18 protein-coding genes and 1 riboswitch are annotated in these 20,700 nt (G+C 57.5%); of the genes, 11 read left to right on the top strand and 7 right to left on the bottom strand.

The genetic code is table 11. The features are described from left to right. Positions 1–182: 182 nt before the first annotated feature. Positions 183–1,643 (bottom strand): DUF2225 domain-containing protein, encoded by a 1,461-nt coding sequence (locus tag AC0CW1_RS06305; protein ID WP_488182232.1) that lies wholly within the window; start codon positions 1,641–1,643, stop codon positions 183–185. Positions 1,644–2,037: 394 nt separating this feature from the next. Here AC0CW1_RS06305 and AC0CW1_RS06300 point away from each other — a divergent pair, with 394 nt between their 5' ends. From AC0CW1_RS06300 to cheB, 9 genes are all read left to right on the top strand, one after another. Continuing rightward, the gene (locus tag AC0CW1_RS06300) at positions 2,038–2,973 is read left to right on the top strand and encodes an MBL fold metallo-hydrolase (RefSeq protein ID WP_488182231.1); all 936 of its coding nucleotides are present in this window, start codon (positions 2,038–2,040) and stop codon (positions 2,971–2,973) included. A 92-nt stretch (positions 2,974–3,065) separates the two neighbouring features. Then, positions 3,066–3,425: a response regulator transcription factor gene (locus AC0CW1_RS06295; RefSeq protein WP_488182230.1), complete on the top strand. Its 360-nt coding sequence runs from the start codon at positions 3,066–3,068 to the stop codon at positions 3,423–3,425. 3 nt (positions 3,426–3,428) lie between these two features. Further along, entirely contained in the window at positions 3,429–4,064 is a 636-nt protein-coding gene (locus AC0CW1_RS06290; protein WP_488182229.1) for a chemotaxis protein CheC, read from the top strand. Continuing rightward, entirely contained in the window at positions 4,057–5,754 is a 1,698-nt protein-coding gene (locus AC0CW1_RS06285; protein WP_488182228.1) for an ATP-binding protein, read from the top strand. Before AC0CW1_RS06290 ends, AC0CW1_RS06285 begins: the two co-directional genes overlap by 8 nt. 7 nt (positions 5,755–5,761) lie before the next feature. Beyond that, positions 5,762–7,105 carry a CheR family methyltransferase gene (locus tag AC0CW1_RS06280; RefSeq protein WP_488182227.1) on the top strand — a complete coding sequence of 448 codons (1,344 nt, stop codon included), beginning with the start codon at positions 5,762–5,764 and terminating at the stop codon, positions 7,103–7,105. Then, on the top strand, positions 7,102–8,142 hold the full coding sequence (locus AC0CW1_RS06275; RefSeq protein ID WP_488182226.1) for a chemotaxis protein CheW: 1,041 nt from the start codon (positions 7,102–7,104) through the stop codon (positions 8,140–8,142). Before AC0CW1_RS06280 ends, AC0CW1_RS06275 begins: the two co-directional genes overlap by 4 nt. A gap of 48 nt (positions 8,143–8,190) precedes the next feature. After that, complete coding sequence (locus AC0CW1_RS06270; protein ID WP_488182225.1) at positions 8,191–9,648, top strand: methyl-accepting chemotaxis protein; 1,458 nt, start codon at positions 8,191–8,193, stop codon at positions 9,646–9,648. 15 nt (positions 9,649–9,663) lie between these two features. Next, the gene (locus AC0CW1_RS06265; RefSeq protein ID WP_488182224.1) at positions 9,664–11,793 is read left to right on the top strand and encodes a hybrid sensor histidine kinase/response regulator; all 2,130 of its coding nucleotides are present in this window, start codon (positions 9,664–9,666) and stop codon (positions 11,791–11,793) included. A gap of 34 nt (positions 11,794–11,827) precedes the next feature. Beyond that, positions 11,828–12,889 carry a chemotaxis-specific protein-glutamate methyltransferase CheB gene (gene cheB, locus AC0CW1_RS06260; RefSeq protein ID WP_488182223.1) on the top strand — a complete coding sequence of 354 codons (1,062 nt, stop codon included), beginning with the start codon at positions 11,828–11,830 and terminating at the stop codon, positions 12,887–12,889. Positions 12,890–13,043: 154 nt separating this feature from the next. Here the strand turns inward: cheB and AC0CW1_RS06255 are convergent, their stop codons facing one another. The 4 genes from AC0CW1_RS06255 to thiS all read right to left on the bottom strand — a co-directional run bounded on the left by AC0CW1_RS06255 (position 13,044) and on the right by thiS (position 15,818). Further along, the gene (locus AC0CW1_RS06255) at positions 13,044–13,448 is read right to left on the bottom strand and encodes a hypothetical protein (RefSeq protein WP_488182222.1); all 405 of its coding nucleotides are present in this window, start codon (positions 13,446–13,448) and stop codon (positions 13,044–13,046) included. A gap of 284 nt (positions 13,449–13,732) precedes the next feature. Then, the gene (thiH, locus tag AC0CW1_RS06250; RefSeq protein WP_488182221.1) at positions 13,733–14,842 is read right to left on the bottom strand and encodes a 2-iminoacetate synthase ThiH; all 1,110 of its coding nucleotides are present in this window, start codon (positions 14,840–14,842) and stop codon (positions 13,733–13,735) included. A 4-nt stretch (positions 14,843–14,846) separates the two neighbouring features. After that, on the bottom strand, positions 14,847–15,614 hold the full coding sequence (locus AC0CW1_RS06245; RefSeq protein ID WP_488182220.1) for a thiazole synthase: 768 nt from the start codon (positions 15,612–15,614) through the stop codon (positions 14,847–14,849). A 3-nt stretch (positions 15,615–15,617) separates the two neighbouring features. Next, complete coding sequence (gene thiS, locus AC0CW1_RS06240) at positions 15,618–15,818, bottom strand: sulfur carrier protein ThiS (RefSeq protein WP_488182219.1); 201 nt, start codon at positions 15,816–15,818, stop codon at positions 15,618–15,620. 118 nt (positions 15,819–15,936) lie between these two features. Next, positions 15,937–16,042, bottom strand: a riboswitch (TPP riboswitch). 299 nt (positions 16,043–16,341) lie between these two features. On the opposite strand from thiS, the gene AC0CW1_RS06235 reads away from it, so the two are divergent. Next, entirely contained in the window at positions 16,342–17,469 is a 1,128-nt protein-coding gene (locus tag AC0CW1_RS06235) for an HD-GYP domain-containing protein (RefSeq protein WP_488182218.1), read from the top strand. A 124-nt stretch (positions 17,470–17,593) separates the two neighbouring features. Here the strand turns inward: AC0CW1_RS06235 and serC are convergent, their stop codons facing one another. Together serC and AC0CW1_RS06225 are read right to left on the bottom strand one after the other, a co-directional pair. Continuing rightward, positions 17,594–18,679, bottom strand: a complete 1,086-nt coding sequence (serC, locus tag AC0CW1_RS06230) for a 3-phosphoserine/phosphohydroxythreonine transaminase (RefSeq protein WP_488182217.1) — start codon at positions 18,677–18,679, stop codon at positions 17,594–17,596. Between the two features lie 234 nt (positions 18,680–18,913). Next, positions 18,914–19,672, bottom strand: a complete 759-nt coding sequence (locus AC0CW1_RS06225) for a hypothetical protein (protein ID WP_488182216.1) — start codon at positions 19,670–19,672, stop codon at positions 18,914–18,916. A gap of 171 nt (positions 19,673–19,843) precedes the next feature. Between AC0CW1_RS06225 and AC0CW1_RS06220 the strand changes: the two genes are divergently transcribed. After that, on the top strand, positions 19,844–20,605 hold the full coding sequence (locus tag AC0CW1_RS06220; protein ID WP_488182215.1) for a histidinol-phosphatase HisJ family protein: 762 nt from the start codon (positions 19,844–19,846) through the stop codon (positions 20,603–20,605). Positions 20,606–20,700 lie beyond the last annotated feature (95 nt).

Raw genomic sequence — 20,700 nt, 5'->3', positions numbered from 1 at the left:
GAGATCATGCATGTGAAGCGCCCATTCCATACCCCACACCCCGTTCTTGCCATCATCGTCATGAAAATATTTCCTGCAAAAGTATACGCGCCGTGAGCCTCTGCCGTACATGCAAAAAGCCCCACAGCCGGCGAATCGCTGATCTGCGCCAAGCTGCGGGGCTTCTTTTTCGGTTGTTGTTCCTACGGCTCGCCTTCCTCGTCAGCAGGCGTCGGTTTTCCCTGGGCCGCTCTGAGTTCGGAGAGGATCTTCTTTACATCCTGATAGCGGTCAGAGGCTTGACGGTTTAAGGTGGGATTGCCGCCCCGGCGGGCGATGCCGCCGCGGAAAAACTTCATCGCTTCTTCGTAATCTTCGTTGCGCACCGACAGTTCTCCCAGGAGGATAGACAACCGCTGATCCTGGTCGACCGATGTGCCTCGACTCGACCCGTAGTAGGTTTGGCGAAAAAACTCGAGGGCCTTGAGGGCGGCCATCCGGGACATGGCTGCATCGCCGACGTCGTCATAGAGCCAGGAGATGCGCAGCCAGACCTTGGCGATCCGGGAGGGATCAGGCATGCCCGACTGGAGGAAAAAGAGGGTGAGGTAGTAGGCGGCAAAGACTTGATCGATTGTCCGGGGGTGGCTGTACTGGAAAGCGAGGCGAGGAAAAGAGATGCGGACGGGATTCGTCCGAAAGCGTTTTTTCACCAGTTCCGATAGTTGGCTGTACTCAAAATTGAAATTGGCATAGTAGCAGTTGGGACAAACCCAGATCATGTACCAGAGGGGTTCAAAGTCCTCAAAGTGCTGGCGAAAATCAGGGTCGACTTTTTTTAACTTTTGCTTCGAGGAACGGATGGCTTTGATGTCAAAGTTGTGGTTGCAGATCGGGCAGGCGGTTTTCTTATCAAAGAGGTAGACGTCGTCAGCGACGGTGGTTGCGGCGCTGTACAGACGATGTCCTTCCGGGAAAAGGCCCGAGCCGGCGATGGACGGCGGGAGTGGGGTGCCGACAGCGGGAGCGGCGGTCAAAGAGGCGCTTGTGGCACCGGCAGTAGCAACGGCGCCGACAGGAGCGCCGGCGGCAGCAGAAGTGGCAGCGTCGGCAGCGGACCCAACAGCGCCAGGGGAAGCGGAAACGTTGCCGGAACGAGCGGCAGCGTGAGCCGGCTGCCCTTTCGCCGATCCCGCAGCGGTTCCTGCCGGCGATGTTGTCACAGCGGCAGGGGAGGGCGTTGGCGGTGTGGCAGGAGAGCCGGGATGAGCGCGCTGGCCTTGTTTGAGGTAGCGCAGCTCCTCATTGAGTTGCCGAATGCGGGAACTCATCCCTTTCATGATCTTGAAAACCAGGCTCGGTTGCCGCGAGAAGATGCTATCGAAGTTTCCTTGATTGATGACGAGGAGGATGACTTTTTCCAGGGCGCGCACGGAAGCGCTCCGGGGCAGTTCCTCCAGTAGCGACATCTCGCCGAAGAAGTCGCCCGGCTTCAAGGTAGCGACGGGAATGGTGAAACCGTCGACAGAGTGGATGAACACCTCGACCTGGCCGGTAAGGACGATGTACATCTCCTGTCCGGCGTCGCCTTCATGAAAAATCACATCGTCGGCCTCAAACTCATGCAGTTGACCTGCTTGGGCCAACTGGCCGATGCCTATCAAGAGATTCACCTCCCCATTGTAAGATACGATAGAATTGACGGTAGCGGCACTATGTAAGAAACGATGCAAGTATCTATGAGAAAGGAGGGGACAGAAAACAATGGGATAGAAGTCTTGAAAGTCCCAACTACTTCTTCAATGGATGAACACAATCCTGCTGAAATCATGTAAAAAACCGCGAATCTCTAAGCGGAATCCCACAGTGGGGATACTTCGGTTGCCGGGTGGATTGTCGTATAATGAACAAAAAAGCATTACTATGCTGAAAGGGGTTTCTGTCGATGCATGTCTTGGTAGCCATCGGGCAGCGCCGGCCTGTCCGCGCATACAAAAATAAACCGGTCCCGGTCGAGGCCATGGAGAGGCTTCTGGAAAGCGCCGGCGGTGAGCAGGCATGAAGTTTGTCCCGCTGACCCACGGCGCCCCCGCCGAAACGTGGTACCTTCCGGCCCGGGTGAACACCGGCGCCATCGTGTATGAGGGCGAGGCGGTGATCATCGATACGGGCCTGGAAGCGCAGGCCGGCAAGCGGATCTGCCGTTTAGCCAAGGAAGCCGGCTGGCAGATCGTCGCCATCATCAACACCCATACCCATGCCGACCACATCGGCGGCAACAGCGTCATCGTCGAACAGTTCGGCTGTCCCGTTTTTGCGCCCGATCTGGAGCGGGATTTTGTCAAGCACCCCATCTTCATGGCCTACTTCCTGATCGGCGGCGTCGCCCCCTGGCGGGAGATGAACAACAAATTTCTCGTGGCGCCCGCCTCGACCGTCACAGCCGGACTGTTGCCAGGCCCTTTTCCCTGGCCGGGGCGCGCCGACGGACCCAAACTGGCCCTGATCGACCTATCGGGGCACACGGGCGGGCAGATCGGCGTCGCTTGCGGCGATGTGCTCTACGCCGGCGACGCCTTCATCGGTCCCGATGTGCTTGAACTGCATGGTATCCCTTTCAACGTGGACATTGAAAGGTACTTGGCTTCCCTGGCTCGCATCGCCCGGTCTGCGTACACCACCGTGCTGCCTTGCCATGGCGAGCCCCTTCAGCGACCCGCCCTGGAAGAGGTCCTCCGCATTAACGAGCAGCAGGTGATGGCCTTAGTCGACGATGTATACACCTTGCTGAAAGAGCCTTGTGAGCTGGAGACGCTCTTAGCCCGCCTTTGCCCGCGCGTCGGCAAGGAGGTCGCCTCTGTCGGGAGTTTTTTCCTTTACCGCTCCTCTATCCAAGCCTATCTAACTTTTCTGCATCAGCAGGGCAGGTTGGAGACGGCGATCCGCGAGAACCGCCTTTTCTGGCAAAGAAGCGGTCAGAAAGCAGTCCGGTGACGGCTGGTCCTACTCATTTTTTTCACAATCCGGCAGGATAAGCGATTAAAAAAAAGAATGATATATAGAATACAACCCCGGGAGGGATCCCAATGAAAGTCCTGGTTGTCGACGATTCCATCGTCTATCGGACCCAAATCGTGAAGCTCCTGCGGGATAGCCTTCCAGAGGCCGATTTTGTCACTGCCGGTGACGGCTTGACCGGATTGGCCAAGTTTATAGAGGAAAAACCGGATGTGACGCTGCTCGATCTGCTGATGCCGGGCATGAACGGGCAGGAGGTTTTGAAACAGATCAAAGAGGCAAATCCTGAGGCTCGTGTGATCGTCTTGACGGCCGACATCCAGAAGTTCATCGAGGCCGAGGTGCGCGAACTGGGGGCTACCTTTTTGCACAAGCCGATTACCCGTGAAAAGGCGGAACAGGTAGCCAAATTGATCAAGGGGGCGTGACTGATGTTGTCGCCGCTTCAGCAGGACGCCCTCAAAGAGTTTATGAACATCACCATCGGGCAAGCGGGCAATGTCCTCTCGGAGATGGTGAATCAAAAGGTGCGCCTCGAGGTGCCGGAGGTTTATCTCTTGCAAAACTTGCAGGAGACAGACGCCGTTGAACGCCTTTCGGGATACCTGACGGGCCATGTCGTCTCTTCGGTGTTGCGCTTCGAGATCGGCTGCAACGGCGTCGCCCGGTTGGTCTTTCCGAGAGATAAGGGGAAGCTTCTCGTCAATCTCCTCCTCGGCGAAGAACTGCTCTGCAGCGGGGAAAGCAGTGACAACGGCTTTTCGGAGACAGACACAGACGCCATGAAGGAAGTCGGCAACGTTCTGCTGAACGTGATCGTGGGCAGCCTGGGCAACCTGCTGGAGACGCGCATTGAGTACTCCCTGCCGGAGGTGGAGTTTCTCTATCTCTGTGAAGGGGAGCAGCGCCCTGTTCTCGGTGACGGCTTCTACACCCTTGTCATTCGCAACACCTTCGTTGTCGATGATACGCGGATTGAAGGCGCTATCTTCGTCATGTTGCACCTCGATTCTGCTGTTCAACTGCTAGGGAAAATTGACGAATTGCTGGTGGAATTGTATGGCTGAACCGATTGCGGAACGGACTCAGGAAGCGGCTGCCGAACCGGCGCATGGACAGACGAAAGGACAAATCACAGAATTGATCGCCCATGCCCTGTCGAATGCGGACATGGGCATTGCCGTTCTCGACGAAGAGTACCGGATCCTTGTCTGGAATATCTGGTTGGAACGGCTGACAGGAAAGAAAGCTGGCGAGGTCCAAGGAAAAAAGTTGGTGGAACTGTTCCCGCGCTTCAACCACAACGTTTTTCGCCCGATCTTTGAGCGCGCTTTTTTTGACGGTCAAAACCGGTTTTTTTCCGGCGCCTTTCACCAGTATTTTATCCCGCCGGCCGATGAATCGTTGTTGCCCATCATACGCCAGAACATGCAAGTCCAGCCTGTGCGCATCGGCGACCGGCGCTACGTCCTGCTCCAGATCGCCGATATCACCCGTCAGGAGTTGCGTGTCCACCAACTCAAAGGGCTGATCCGGGAGTTGAAGCTGGCCAAAGAAGAACTGAAGGTCTCCCGGGAGATGGCGATCGTGGCCAACCGGGCCAAGTCAGAGTTTCTGGCGAATATGTCCCATGAGATCCGCACGCCCATGAACGCGATTCTGGGTTTTGTCGACCTGGCCCTGACGACGGAACTGAACGCCGAGCAAGCCAAGTACTTGGGCATGGTGAGGTCGGCGGCCCATTCGCTGATGAGGCTGTTGGAAGATGTCCTGGATATATCAAAGATCGAATCCGGCCAACTGGCCGTGGAAAAGAAGCCCTTCTCACTGCAGTCGGTGCTGCGGAGTGCCATCGATCTCTTTCACGTCAAGGCCGGCGACAAGGCTTTGCAACTGAAATACCAGATCCCGGCGGGGGCGCCGGAAAGGGTGGTCGGTGACGCCAACCGGCTGACTCAAGTTTTGGTCAACCTGTTGAGCAACGCCGTCAAATTTACCGACGCTGGGGAGGTTACGCTGGGTCTTAATATCCTCGAACAGGAGCAACAGCGCGTCTCCCTGCGTTTCTTTGTCCGCGACACCGGCATCGGCATCGATTCGACTCGGCTGGAAGCGGTCTTTGAAAAGTTTTATCAGGTCGACAGTTCGTCCACACGCCGTTTCGGCGGTAGCGGGTTGGGGCTGGCGATCGTCCGTCAACTCGTTGAGAATATGGGTGGGCGTGTCTGGGCGGAAAGCGACCTGGGAAAAGGAAGCACATTCTATGTGGACTTGCCCTTTGGCCTGGCGGCGCAGGAGCGGGGCTCCTTCGCTGGCGGCGCTTCCAGTGAGGAGCCGGATCTGAAGCCGGAAGTCTTGGATGAGGAAAGGGAAAGGAGCGCCCATATTCTGCTCGTCGATGACGATGTCTTCAACCGGACGATCATCGGCGCCTGGCTCCGCCGCTGGGGCTATACGCTGCGCGAGGTGGCCAATGGCAAAGAGGCCCTCGCAGTCATGGAGAAAGAGCGCTTCGACCTCGTCTTGTTGGATGAGCAGATGCCTGAAATGAGCGGGAGTGATACGGTGGCCTATATCCGGGCCAATCCCCGTTGGAAGGAGATTCCTGTGATTGCCGTCACCGCCAACGCGATGAAAGGCGATCGAGAGCGCTTTTTGGCGGCTGGGATGAATGAGTACCTGTCTAAGCCTTTTACCCCCGCCGAACTGCTGCGTGTGGTGAAAGGCTGGGCCTTCCGGGAGAGGGAGGGGGGATAGCCCCGTCATGGCCGTTGGGTTGGTCGAACTCCAGCGATTGATTTCAGCGCGAACGGGATGGCGCTTCGACCAGTCCCGCTGGGACAATCTCTTACAGGCGCTGGAGAGGCGCATGAAAGCAAGCGGGGCTGTCGATTACAGCGCATACCACCGCCTGCTCCTGGATAAAGGACCAGCGGGGACGGAAGAATGGCAGCGGCTGATCGGCGTTGTGACGGTGGGGGAGACCTTTTTCTTCCGCGACCGTGGCCACTTTGCCATGATCCGTGAACGCATCCTGCCTGCCCTTTTTGCGTTGCGGGCAAAAAAAAAGGTGCTGCGCCTCTGGAGCGCCGGTTGTTCCACCGGGGAGGAGGCCTACTCCCTGGCCATTCTGGTCGATGAGTTGATCGGGGCAGCGACAGAGTGGACGATCGAGATCATCGGCACGGATATCAACGAAGAGGCCTTGCAGACGGCCCGCGCGGGCCGTTATAGCGAATGGTCGTTGCGCGCCACCGGGCCGGAACGGCGGCGAGATCGCTTTCACCTCATCGGTCAGGGGCGCCGGGGAGTTGCTGAGGCGGTGTGGGAGGTTACCCCTGAGATCCGGTCAAAGGTTCACTTTTACCGGTTGAATCTGTTCGAGGGAACCTTGCCGGAAGAGTTCGCGCCCACAGCCGCCATGGATCTGATCCTCTGTCGCAATGTCTTCATTTATTTTCATCCTGAGGCGATCCGGCAGGTGCTCAAGGCCTTTTTTCGCTGCCTCAATCCTGGCGGTTTTTTACTGACTGGTCATGGAGAACTGATCGGTCTGAAACCGGGGCAGGAACCGTTCCCCTTTGATGCTGTCGTCTATCCAGAGGGGCATATCTGGCAAAAGCCCTTCCGCTCTCTTCCGGATGGTTGGCCCCAGGAGTTCCCACCGGCGCTGGCGCCGAAAGAGCCCGCGCTAAAGGTGCCTGAGCCGCAAGGGCTCGCAAACAGGCCTCCCTTTCTGCCGCCGCTTTTGTCCGTGCCTAAGACGCCGAAGTTGGGAAGGCCGGCAGGGCAGAGAGGAGCGCCGGTGGCAGTCTCGCCGAGCGGTTCACCAGAGAAGAGCGGACTCGAAGCGCTCCTGGAAAAGGCGAACGATTTTGCGGACCGGCGCGAGTACGCTCAGGCGGAGGAATGCTGCCGCGCCGTCATCGCGGCCAATCCCCTTTATCCAGACGTATATTTCCTGCTCGGATTGATTCGCCTGGAACAGGGCGATCGCCATGCAGCCTATGCTTTTTTTCAAAAGGTGCTGTTCTTGGTGCCGGATCATCGACCGGCCCGGGTGGAGATGGACCATCTCCGCCAGATGCTGAAGGAGAATGAGCCATGACGGGGAATGAGAGGGCGAATGCCGCCTATATGATTTTGTTGCACCAGGGACAGCGCTACGCCGTTCCAGCCCTCGCGGTGCGCCAGATCAGCTACCTTCCCTATCTGCAGCCTGCCGAGGAGTACCCTCCACCGGTGACTGGCTTGATACACTGGCGCGATCAGGTGATTCCGGCGCTCGATCTGTCCCTTTGCCTGGGACGGCGCGACCGCCCCCTGGCTCTAACCGACCGGTTGGTGGTCCTGGAGGCGGAGGGGAAGCATTTTGGCGTCGTCGTCGAAGATTGCTTGGAAATGCGCGAGTTTTCTGACGAGGGAATCGAACTGCCTGCTTCCTTCCAGGGGCCTTCACGCATCCCTTCGTATATGAAACGAACTTTTGTCGATCGGGAAGGTATGTATTTCATCATCGACCTTTCCCGTCTGCTGGCTGATGCTGTCGCTGAGGCGGGGGGGACAGCGATTGACGGCGCCCCTTCTGCAGGTGACGGAAGACAAATCGCCAAAAAGTGGACGGCCGAACAACGCCGGATCCTGCTGACACGGGCAAGGGCGCTTCAGCGAGAACGCAAAGCCAGTGATGGCGCTACACGGACAGGGGCAGTGGTTGTCATCGGCCAGGAACGGTTCTGGATCGATATCAGCCTGGTTCAGGAGTTTGCGCCGGCTGACCCGCTGATCCCTATCCCTTGCACGCCGGCCTTCGTGGCTGGTGTCAGCAAGCTGCGAGGGCAGTTGATCACCGTCTTTGATCTTCGACCGCTTCTCAGGGTTTCCAAAGAGCGGCTTTCCCAGGAGGCGGGGAAGATGGTCGTCGTCGAGACGGAAGGGGTGCAGGCCGGCCTCCTGGTGGAAGAGGTGATCGATATCGTCCCGATCCGACCGGAGAAGATCCGCCCCACACCGCTGGCGTTGCAGACGATCCCGGAAGAGTACGTCGGCGGGGAGATCCAATTCGGTGACAAAACCAGGGCAGCCATCCTTGATGTGAGCCGCATCCTGACGAGTGGGGACTTGCTCATCCAAGAAGAGGTATGAGAAGCCGTTGAAAACGTTGCGATGATCGCAGAAAGGAGGGCCTGGCGGATGATGATTCTAAAAAACCTGCGTGCGAAGATTATCGGAGGATTTGCCTTGCTCTTTTTATTCCTGGCGGGACTGTTCGGCGTCGAAACCTATATCACCTTCCGGGTCATCAGCTTACAGGATGAATCCATGGTCCAGCAAAAGCAGGCCCAGTTCATGCTGGAATTGGAGAACGCTCATTTAGTCTGGACGAACGATTTGAAGGAATCCTTGTTGACTGGAAAATCTTTTACGGGCAGCTTGGATCATACGAAATGCAAGTTGGGGAACTGGTACTATGAGTATATGACCACTGCCGAGTACCAACAGCTGCCGCCAGAGATCAAGAACGTCTTTAAGGAAATGGAGGAGCCCCATCGCCTGCTTCATGCCTACGGCGCCGAGGTGGTCGCCTTGATCAACAGCGGCAAGCTGACCGAAGCGGAAACTGTCTACCGCCAAAAGTTGACGCCGGTGACGGAAAAGACCTACGGCATGATCCGGGAGTTGATGAACGAAAATCTAACCCGATCGTCGGCGCTTACGAAAAATGCGGAAGAGGAACATGAGAAGGCGAGCCGTCTCTATTTCATCATCAGCTTGGCTGGTCTGATCATTGTTGCGCTGACAGCAAGCTATATCTCGACGAGCATCGCCCGCCCCATCCAGAAAACGATTGAAACGATCGCCACAACGACGGCGGAAGTGGCGGCCTCCGTAGAACAAAATGAACGAACAGCCATCTCCCAGTCCTCGTCGGTGGCGGAAATCACCTCGACGATGGAGGAATTGCGCATCTCCTCTGACCAGTCCTTCCAGCAGGCGCGGCGCATCTCTGAAAATGCCCTACTCTCAGCCCAGGCAGCCGTCGGCGGCATGGGGACGGCCGAGGAGATGGCGCGGGAGATGCGGGAGTTAAAGGAGAAGGTCGACTCCATTGCCATGCAGATGTTGAACCTGAGCGAACAGGTGGGACAGATCGGCGTCATCAGCGGCACGGTGAAAGAACTGGCCGATCAGACCAATATGCTCGCTCTCAACGCTGCCGTCGAAGCGGCGCGGGCCGGTGAACATGGCCGCGGTTTTGCTGTTGTCTCTACTGAGATCCGCAAGCTGGCCGATCAGAGCAAGAAGGCCTCCCAGCGGATCGGCGCCATCGTGGGCGAGGTGCAGAAGGCGACGAACACGACGGTGATGGTGACGGAAGAGGGAACGAAAAAGGTGGACGCCACCGAGCAGCTTACCTTGCAGACGGTGGAAGCTTTCGGCGGTTTGCACCAGAGCATGTCTGAGATCTCCCACTATATCCAGCAGGTCTCCTTGAATCTGCAGCAGCAGACAGAAGCGGTCTCCGGCGTCACGTCGGCCATGGAGGAGATCCTCCGGGGTACGAAGGAGACGGCGGCTGCCATCACTCAGACAAAAAGCGGCATGCAGAACCTCAACAAAGTGGGGATCCTGCTAAAAGAAATGGTATAGGGCGAGGGTGGACAGATGCGGATCGGCGACGACGAACTGCGTGAACTGTTCCAGATCGAATCGACGGAACGGTTGGACCGCATGGAAGCCAATCTGTTGCGTCTGGAAGAGGCGGGCGCCGAGCCGTCCCTGCTGGCGGAGTTGTACCGGGACGCCCATAGTCTCAAAAGTGCAGCCCGGTTGGTGGAACAAGCAGATATGGAGCGCCTCGCCCACCAGATGGAAGATTGTTTTGATCAGGTGAAAAGTGGCGCCTTGCCGGTCACGGCCGCTCTGGTGACCGAACTGGAAGGTGCTGTCGACGGACTCCGGAGGATGGCCAATATCGCAGTGACGGGTGGTGCGGCGGCAGATGCGCCTTCTGAACAACCGGTTTTGCGACGCGAGCCAGCAGGACCAGTCTTCCAGCGGGAACAGGAAAGCCATGACAATAGCCGTTTTGAAACGGTGCGCATCGCCACATCCCGCCTCGATGACCTGCTCCAAGAAACAGGCGAACTGACGGTGGTGCAGCGGCGAATCGAGCAGCGGACACACCAGATCGAGCAGTTGCTCAGTTCCCTGGAGGAGGCGGTGGTCACATCAGCGGGTCTGCGGATCGCGGGCGATGGACCATCGACGTCACCTTCACTGCTGCGCAGTCGTCTGTCCCAGGTTGTCCGAGATTTTTCTGAACTGCACAAGCTCCTTTCCGCCGACAGCGAGCGGTTATCCTTCATCGCCCATCGTTTGCACGACGAGGTGCGTGACTTGCGCCTCATGCCGCTGAGCATCCTCTTCGGGCAGTTTCCCCGGATCGTCCGCGAATTGGCCCTCGATCAAGGCAAGGAGATCCGCCTCGAGGTCAACGGTGACGATATCCTGGTCGACAAACTAATCATTGAACAACTGAAAGACCCGTTGGTCCACCTGATCCGCAACGCCATCGACCATGGGATCGAACCGTCGGATCGTCGCCGGGAACTGGGCAAGCCTGTGCCGGCGACGATCCGCTTGTTGGCGAGCCAGACGGAAACTCATGTGCGCCTGGAGGTGGTCGATGACGGGGCCGGTCTAGACACAGCGGCCATCCGGCGCAAGGCCACGACCTTGTCCCTTCGCAGCCGGGAAGAACTGGAGGCGATGACGCCTCAGCAGCTGCAGATGCTCGTGTTCGAATCGGGTTTTTCCACGCGGACCGTTGTTTCCAACATCTCGGGACGGGGCATCGGACTGGATGTGGTTAAACACACGGTGGAGAATCTAAAAGGAACGGTGCAGATCGACTCGACTGCCGGACAGGGATGTGCCTTTCGTCTCCGGCTCCCCCTCTCTTTGATGACAACGGCTATCGTTGTCGTCAAGGCCAGAGGCTATTATTATGGAATACCGGCGGAGATGGTGGCAAACCTGATCTGCATCTCCACCGGCGACATCTACAAATGCGGCGGCGCGCCGACGATCCGTTACCAAGGCCAGCCGATCTCGGTGGCGGATCTGGGGGCGCTGCTGGAACTGGACGGGCCGGCCAAGGCATCCGGCGGGGAACAGCGCTATTGCGTCGTCATCTCCACGGGAGAGATTGCCGACAGCCTGGCGCTGATCGTCGACGCCTTCGTCACCGAGGGCCAGGTGATCATCAAGCCCTTCTGTTCTCTGCTCAAAGGGGTGCGCAATGTGCTGGGGGCGACCACCTTGGGGACCGGCGATGTGTGCATGGTTCTCAATCCCCACGACCTCATCCGAACGGTGCGCAAGGGGGGCGGGCGAACGCTGCCTGACCTGATCCCGCAGGAGGCGGTAAGGCCCAAGGTGTTGTTGGTGGACGACTCGATCACCACGCGGGTGCAACTCAAGCGGATTGTGGAGAGCGGAGGCTATGAGATAATCACCTGTGTGAACGGCGCTGAGGCCTGGGAGCGTCTGCAAAAGGGCGATGTCCAGGCGGTGCTCTCTGATGTGGAGATGCCTGAGATGGACGGTTTCGTCTTGACGGAAAAAATCCGCCAGACACCGGTCCTAAAAGACCTCCCGGTCATCCTGATCACCTCGCTCAGCCGTGACGCCGAACGGCAGCGCGGTGTCGATGTCGGGGCAGACGCCTATATCGTCAAATCATCCTTTGATCAGAAGTTTTTGCTGGATACGTTGAAACGGCTCATCTAACCCGGGTCAGGAGCATCATCAAAGGAGGCCGACTATGAAGAAGATCCGCGTCGTCCTCGTGGACGATTCGCCGGTGGCGCTCTTTGTCTTGAAAAAAATCCTGGCTCGGGCGGAACACATCGATGTGGTGGGAACGGCCACTGACGGGCGTCAAGCTTTGACCCTGATCCCGATGGTCGACCCCGACGTGGTCTGCACCGATCTGCATATGCCGGAGATGGATGGTCTTGAGCTAACCCGTCGGCTGATGGAGGAGTTACCCAAACCGATCATGGTCATGAGCGCTGTCGATGGTAACGCGGAACGGACCTTCCAGGTCCTCCAGGCGGGGGCCCTTGAATTTGTCGATAAGCCGGCGGGATTGGCAGAGAAGGAACTGAACGACAAAGCGAAGGAAATCATCGAAAAGATTGGCATCCTGGCTGGGGTCAAGGTGTTTCGCAAGAGACACAGGCAGGGGAGCCCAGCCGGTTGCCATGCCACGTTGACGCCGGGGCGGGGACAGGGGTTGAGCCAGGAGGGTAAGCTTACTGTCCCGGCAGTGATCGGCATCGGCTCGTCGACAGGCGGTCCGACGGCTTTTTCTGAGATTCTGCGGGAACTGCCGGCTCATCTGCCTGTACCTCTCGTCGCAGTCCAGCACATCGCCGCCGGTTTCATGCAGTCCTTTGTCCAACACCTGAACGGGTTTAGCCCCATTGAGGTGAAGATCGCTGAAGAGGGCGAAACGTTGCGTCCCGCCCGGCTGTACTTCGCTCCAGAGGATCACCATCTGGAAGTGGAACGCGGCGGCTGCCTCCGCCTGAACCGTGCGGCGCCGGTAGAGGGACACCGGCCGTCGGTAGGCGTCCTGCTGGAGTCACTGGCTCGCCAGTATGGCGCTGATAGCTGGGGCATCCTGCTGACAGGGATGGGAAGGGACGGCGCCGCTGCCCTCAAGGCCATCCGTGACGCCGGCGGCTTCACCATCGCTCAGGACGAGGCGACTTGCACCGTTTTCGGCATGCCTGGAGAGGCGCAAAAACTTGGCGCTGCCTGCAGGTTCATGTCGCCGAGGCGAATTGGGCAATTGCTGGCAGGGCTGGGGAAGCGTTGACGCGAAAGGGAAACTGATCCGTTAAACGATATCATTAAAACGATATCCGTTAAACGACAATGGGTGATTTAAGAGACGCGCGCTAAAAAACATCTTCCGTCCGACGCCGACAGCGGGAGCTGTATTCGATTGACTGCGTAAAGACGATAGCGGATTAAGCTCCCGTGCTGTCTTGGCGACTGCGTTGGTTGTCTTCCTCCACTTTTTTTAGTGGTTTCTGCCCGTTCCCGCCGGTATTGCCTAAGCCGTTTCGCACCTCGCGAAACGACTTGATCACCCCGTAAGACACACCAGAGACACAGGCCACGTAGATGCCGTGTTCGGCGCCGTATTTAAAATGGCTCCATAAAAAAGCGCCTTTCATCCACAGTCCGAAAAGACCTCCCCAAAGAAATCCAGCCCCCAAGAGGACAAAGGGCAGGAGCACCTTGAATTTTTCCGACTGGCTTTTCATCATGTACTTGACGAGTTCGACAGTGGAGGTAATCAGGACGAAGAGCACTGTAGAAAAGTACTCCTGATCAAGGGGGATCCATTCCGTTGCCGGCAGCGTTTCCATCGCGTCACCTCCTTGAACAAAAGACCGCCCCCCCATGGCGCAGGGAGGGGTATGAGGGGAAATATGGATGTCTATTTAGTGTAGTGCGCCGTTGCGAAAAAGGTGCCAAGTTCGCTTTCGTTCAGAAAAAGCAAAAGCGGAGATAGGGAAGACTCTAAGAGGAACATAAGAAAGGGACCCCCTTGCGGCGGTCCCTTTCTTATGTTCTGGAAGTACCCTATGGTCCTGCAATTTATTTCTGTTGCGAAGTGGAAGCAGTTGTTCAACGAAGTGGAAGCAGTTGTTCAAGCCAAGCTGTGCCAATCCTGATGAACCGGCTGGTACCCCTTGGCGATCAGCATCTGGCGCACCTCGTCGACGGAACGCTCGTCAGAGACGCGGAACTGGCCCTCGTCGGCCTCGTCGTTGATGTAACCTCCAACGGCCGTGTTCGAACCAGCCGACATGCGGGTGATGCCGAGGGGGAGCAGGTGGTTGCGCAGTTCTGCCGGTTCCCGTGTGGACAGGGTGATGCCAGCGCGGGGCATAAAGAGGCGGAAGGCGAGCAGGATCTGGACAAGGTCGCGGTCTGCAACGGGCGCCTCTGGCTGGTAGCTGCCGGGGCCGGCCTTGATGCGGGGGACGGCGATGCCGATCTCCGCGCCCAGGTATTTGTTTTGCAGGTAGCTGGCATGAAGGCCCGTATAAAAGGCTTCCGAGGGCCAGTGATTCAGGCCCAGCAGGGCGCCGATGTTGACGGCCCGGAAGCCGGCCTGGCAGCCGCGCTCTGGCGCGTCGAGACGCCAGCGGTAGTCTTTTTTCGGGCCGGCGGGGTGGAGGCGGTCGTAGACGGACCGGTCATAGACCTCCTGGTAGATGGTGAGGCTGTCCACACCGGCCGCAGCCAGGCGGCGGTATTCGTCCACATCCAGCGCGTTGACTTCGATCCCAACGGCGGTAAAGTGTTTCCGGACGATTTCCACGGAACGGATCAGGTAATCGATGGCATCCTTCCCCGGTTTTTCGCCCGTGAGCAGGAGGATCTGCCGCAGACCCGTCTCCGCGATGGCTTCCGCCTCCCGCGCGATCTCTGCCTCCGTCAACTGCCGTCGCTGGATGTCGTTGCGGTGGTTGAAGTTGCAGTAGAGGCAGCGGTTGACACAGTAGTTGGCGAGGTAGATGGGCGTGTACAATTGGATGGCGCGGCCGAAGTGTTGGCGCGTCAGGCGGTGGGCTTTTTGGGCCAACGCCTCCAAGTGTTCCGAGGCGGCGGGGGAGAGCAGCGTTAAAAAGTCGAGGGGGGAGAGGAAGTCTTTTTTCAAGACGAGGTCGACCTGCCGGAGGGTGACGCGCTCCAGAAAACCGGCGAAGTCGAAGCCTTCGTAAGCCTCGATCTGTTCATAAAAAGAGTCCATGAACTTAACTCCCCAAAAAGCCCGTCAGGGGCGAACTGGCCCGGGCGTATTCGGTCGTCTCGCCTGGCTGGGCCAGGTAAGCGAGACGGCCGGCCTCGACGGCCTGGCTGAAGGCGCGCGCCATGACGAGGGGATCGCCGGCGGTGGCGATGGCCGTGTTGACAAGGCAGGCGGCAGCACCCATCTCCATCGCTTCGGCCGCCTCGGAGGGTTTGCCGATGCCGGCGTCGACGATGACAGGGACTTGGCACTCCTCGATGAGGATGCGGACGATCTCTTTTGTCTTCAAGCCCCGGTTGGTGCCGATGGGCGCACCGAGGGGCATGACGGCGGCCGCGCCGGCCCGTTCCAGTTCCTTGGCGGCGTAGAGGTCAGGGTGCATGTAGGGGAGGACGACGAAGCCCTCCTCGGCGAGGACGCGGGTAGCCATGATCGTCTCATTGTTATCGGGCAGCAGGTACTTGTTGTCGGAGATGACTTCGATCTTCACCCAGTTGCCGCAACCGGCGGCGCGGGCCAGGCGGGCGATGCGGATCGCCTCTTCCGCCGTCCGGGCACCGGAGGTGTTGGGCAGCAGGACACACTCTTTGGGGATGCAATGCAGGATGTTTTCACCGTCGCCGGAGAGGCTGACGCGCCGCAAGGCCACCGTGACGACTTCGACACCTGTATGGGCGACGATGTCTCCGATGATGCGCTCGTCAGCGAATTTGCCGCTGCCGATGAACAAGCGGCTTTTCAGTTCCCGACCGCCGATGACCAGTCGATCCATGGTTCAACCTCCTCCAACGAATGACAGGATTTCCAGGGTGTCGCCGTCGCTGATGCAGGTGTCAGGCCAGCGATCCCGGTGCAGGATCTGACCGTTGTACTCAATCACGACGACGGTGGGGTCCAGTTTGCGTTCCGCCAAGAAGGCGAGCAAGGGCGTGACGCCTGGCAGTTCCACCGGGACGCCGTTGACAGTGGCGCTCATAGAGGCACTCCTTTCCGAAACAGCGGTGGCAACGGCATCTACAAATCGCTACGACAACATCAAACAGCAACAAGAAACGGCTTGCCGCGAAGGCAAGCCGTTCAGAAAGCGAGAATATAGGCGCTTCCGGTTGCTTCCCTCCGCTGGCATGACCCAGGTCAGGTTCGAAGGGTTGAGAAGGGACCTTCTCTCTCAGCCGTACGACGGCACCCCTAGCAAGTTTATTTTTTTGAACGTAAAAATCAATGGTGACAATCTTTGGTGACAAGACGATTATACGCCGAAAAACAGGCAGCAGCAAGCGGGTAAATGAGACGAATACATTCCCCATCAGAGGAAAGGCAAGGATCGAGGCCGTTGACCATAGGGTGAACGTTGTGATATTGGAACATTGAGAAGGACTATCTCGTAAGGGCCAATAAAAGGTTACACCTTTAGTAAAAATAACATACTCTTTACCTGTTCATTACCTTTATAACCTCCCGTTGCCGTACAATCGACACTGGAGGTTGACAGACATGACATGAAGAAGAAAATAAACATCTCTGAATTAAAGTCTGGAATGGTTGTAAAAAAAGATGTTTTCAACCAACAAGGGATTATCTTGGTACGGGCCGGCACAATGCTGACAGACAATTACATCCGTGCCTTGCAGCGATTTCCGGACATAGAAATCGTTATCGATGATCCAGTTCGTCCGGCCGGCGAAGAAACCTTTGAAGCCAATGATGCCGACCTTAAACCCATCTTCGACGACTCGATGCAGATTCACTCCATCTATAGCGGATTGTTGCTTCACCTGAAAAAGCAGTTCACTGTGGCCATCAAGACCCTGTTGCGCCCCAACAACCGGACGCCTAAAACGACAGAGGTCATCCTCTACATCCACGATATTCTTGACACAATTATTCGCGAGGAATCGGTGCAACGCCTGCTGATGGAGTTGCGCATCCTGGAAGACAACACCTACGAACATTCGGTCAATGTCTGTGTCCTCTCCTTGGCGACTGCCGCCGGACTCGGCTATGACAATGATCAGATGCGCAATCTCGCACTAGGCGCTCTCTTTCACGACATCGGCAAGCGTGAAATCTCCTCGGAAATCATCCTCAAACCCGGTTCCCTTACCGCCGAGGAATATAGCATCATACAAACCCATGTCACCCACAGCGAACGAATCCTCAAGGAAGCCGGCTTCCCCGCTGTAGTCAGCCGAATGGCCGGCCAACACCACGAACGCTTTGACGGAAGCGGCTACCCTAAACGTCTGCGAGGGCAGGACATCGATGAGGCCGCCATGATCATCGCTGTCACCGATGTCTTCGACGCCCTCACCCACAAAAGGGTCTATCGGGAAAAATACAACCCCGCCGAAGCCATCGAATACCTCCTCGGTTCCGGCGACCTGCTTTTCCGTAAAGACATTATCAATGCCTTTATTGAAAACATTGCTACATACCAGTTAGGCAGCATTGTCAAACTCAATACGGGCCAAGTCGGCGTCGTCATCAATATTCATAAAAATGTCTCATTTCGGCCGATTATATCTGTTTTATTTGACAGCGGCAGAACTTTAGAAAAGCCGATCTTTCTCGATCTTGCAGACCGGGAGCACCAGACGAAGTTTATCACAAAAGTTTACGGAACATAATCGTCGCGCGATAAAGAATCGGGCGCCAGAAAAGAAACACCGGCCCTCTCGTTTGAATGGAGGGCCGGTGTTTCTGTAAAGTTCGTACTTATTCGCTTATATTTCCGGAAGAACGGATAATCGCTTAACCGTTCTTCCGCATGAACTCCTTCATGAAGTCGGCCAGGGCCTGGCAGCCTTCTCGGCTCATGGCGTTGTAGGTGGAGGCGCGCATGCCGCCGACAGAGCGGTGGCCTTTTAGGCCGATGAGGCCGGCTTTCGTCGCCTCGCTGGCGAAGGCCTTTTCCAGGTCTTCGTTGGGCAGGCGGAAGGTGATGTTCATGGTGGAGCGGCTGTCCTTGTCGGCGTGGCCTTTGTAGTAGCCCTTGCTGCCGTCGATGACATCGTAGATCAGGGCCGCTTTTTCCAGGTTGTGTTTTTCCATGGCCGCCAGGCCGCCCTGGGCTTTGAGCCAGCGGAGGACGAGGTTGACCATGTAGACGGAGAAGCTGGGCGGCGTGTTGTAGAGGGAGTTGTTCTTGGCATGGATGTCGTAGCGGAGCATGGAAGGCAGCTTCGTGGAGGCCTTTTCGATCATGTCCTGGCGGATGATGACGACGGTGACGCCGGAGGGACCCAGGTTCTTTTGCGCGCCGGCATAGATGAGGGCGAACTTGCTGGCGTCAAAAGGTTTGCAGAGGATGTCGCTGGACATGTCGGCGATGAGGGGGATGTCGCCGAAGTCGGGGAAGCTCTGCCACTGGGTGCCGAAGATGGTGTTGTTCGAGGTGAGGTGTATGTAGGCCGGCGCCTCGCTCAACTGGATCTCGTCGGCCTTGGGTATGCGGACATAGTTGCCTTCCTGGGTGGTGGCGGCCACATGGGTCTGGCCGAACTTTTGGGCTTCCTTCAGCGCTTTTTCGGACCAACTGCCGGTGAGGATGTAGTCGGCCGTCTGGCCGGCGCCGAGAAAGCTCATGGGCACCATGGCGAATTGGGTGCTGGCACCGCCCTGGAGGAAGAGGACCCGGTAGTTGTCTCCCAGGCCGAGCAGTTCCTTCATATTGGCTTCCGCTTCGTTGTTGATGGCTTCATATTCTTTGGACCGGTGGCTGATCTCCATGACCGACATGCCGGTCCCTTTGTAGTTCAGCAGTTCTCGTTGGGCTTCTTCGAGTACAGCCAGAGGCAGGGTGGCGGGGCCAGCGTTGAAGTTAAAGATGCGCTCCATTGTTGGTTAGCTCCTCTCGTTATGTCAAATTGGGGATAAACATTTTTATCTATTATAGCCTGTCCGCCCGTGGTATACAATGTTTGCGCCACAAAAACGTTTTCCCGGAGTGTTACAACGCTGTAGTCCAGTCCCGGAGGCTCTTCAGAGCAGTCTGAGGCGGACGTATGCTATAACGAAGGATGCAACGAAAAACCCGGCCTGAGGACGGTCCAACAGACCGGGTAAAAGAGGTTATGCTTTTGCCGGAACCGACTCTCGCTTCGTCTCGACAAAGCGGAGGCTGGCGGCGTTCCACTCAAAATGGACCTTTTCCTTCTCTTCGCTCTCCAGGTTGTACTGGGTGGGCATCTTTTTCGGATCGCCCGGGACGGCGTAGCGGGAGACGGTGCGGTCGACGACGATCACCCCCGGCGACGGGACGGAGAAGTGGTTCTCTTCCTTGACACGGTGCCAGTAAATGCCGTCCCGTCGATCCCAGGCGTCATGCCAGAAATAGTCGCTTTTCTGGACGTGGGAGAACACCTGCTGGAAGGCGTTGTTTTCGTCGAGGCGGAAGATGCGCTTCCAGGTCGTCTCTTCAAAACCGCCGGTCCGGTTGTCATAGGATTCTTCGACGGAGATCCCCTTCTGGTCGAGTCCGGGCAGTTCGACTGTCGACAGGCGGTGCACCGAGGCAAGGTCTTTCGATAGGCCGATCAACCGCCCGTCGGTTTTTTGCAGGCCTGCCAGGAAACCTTTGTTTTTACCGGCATTGATGCCGAGGATGATCTCCTCGCCGTCAAGGGGGGAGGCGTCGACCTCCAGTCGCAGGACGCTGGTCGGGGTGAGCGTTTCCCAGCCCTTGGCCTGCAAGGCTCGCCGCACCAGTTCCCCTTCGTCGGGAAGCTGCTGGAAGTTGAAGGCCGGCAGGACCTCGGCGTGGAGGAAGATAGAGACGGCGGTGACGAACAGGGTGACGAGACCGAAAAACAGAGAGGACTTGCGGCGCATGGCTATCACCTCCTTGAAAGTCCCTGTATCTTATGCGGACTCTTCGAAAGGGTGATTGGGCTTGTAGGTGTTGCTTTGAAGTCCAGTGACAATTTTGGTAAAATGGTTCTGGCGTCCAGCCCATTGCTGAAAGGAGCGAGGGATGGACGGAAAACTGGAGGGAGTATCATCATGCTGGTCGATTATCATGTTCACGCCATGGGCCATGGCACATCCCGCCATACGGTCGAGGAGATTTCGGCCTATCTCGATACGGCTCGCCTGCGCGGCGTTGCGCAGGTGGGTTTTGCCGACCATGACCGCTACCTCGACGAATACGATATCGAGGCCATCCGCGAAGCCGCCCTGCGCTATCCCGACGTGCAGGTGCGATTGGGGGTGGAGATCGATTATATCCGGAACGCCGAGGGGCAGCTTCAGGCGATGACGTCGCGCTATCCCTTCGATTATGTCATCGGCTCGGTCCACAAAATCGAGGACTGGGATTTCGACTGCGTGGAATTCATGGACCGCTATGACCGCTGGGAGATGGACGATCTCTACCGTACATACTTTGACCATGTGCGGGAAGTAGCGGAAAAGGGGCTCTTCAGCTTCATCGGTCACCTGGATCTGATCAAAATCTTCAATTTCCGCAACAAGCGGCCGATTGAGGAACTGGCTGAAGAGGCGCTCCAGGCGATCCGCAAGGCGGGGCTGCCTTGCGAGATCAATACGAACGGTCTGAACAAGCCTGTCGCCGAGATATATCCCCAGCGCGTGCTGCTGGAACGCTGTTTTGAACTGGGCATCCCGATCATCCTCAGTTCGGATGCTCATTTCGCTCATGAGGTCGGTCGCGACCTGGACAAGGCCCGTGACCTGGCTTGGTCGGTCGGCTACCGCCAGGTGGCCACTTTTCACCGCCGCCGGTGCGTCATGGAGAACCTGTAAAAAGGGAGAGTCGGCAAAATCAGTTGCTTGCATCATAGAGACGCAGTACCTGATGAACCCAAACCGGAGGTCGTAAGGAAACACGACGGAGACGG

Source organism: Heliomicrobium sulfidophilum, assembly GCF_057715735.1.
This window is presented reverse-complemented; position numbering and strand designations above follow the sequence as displayed.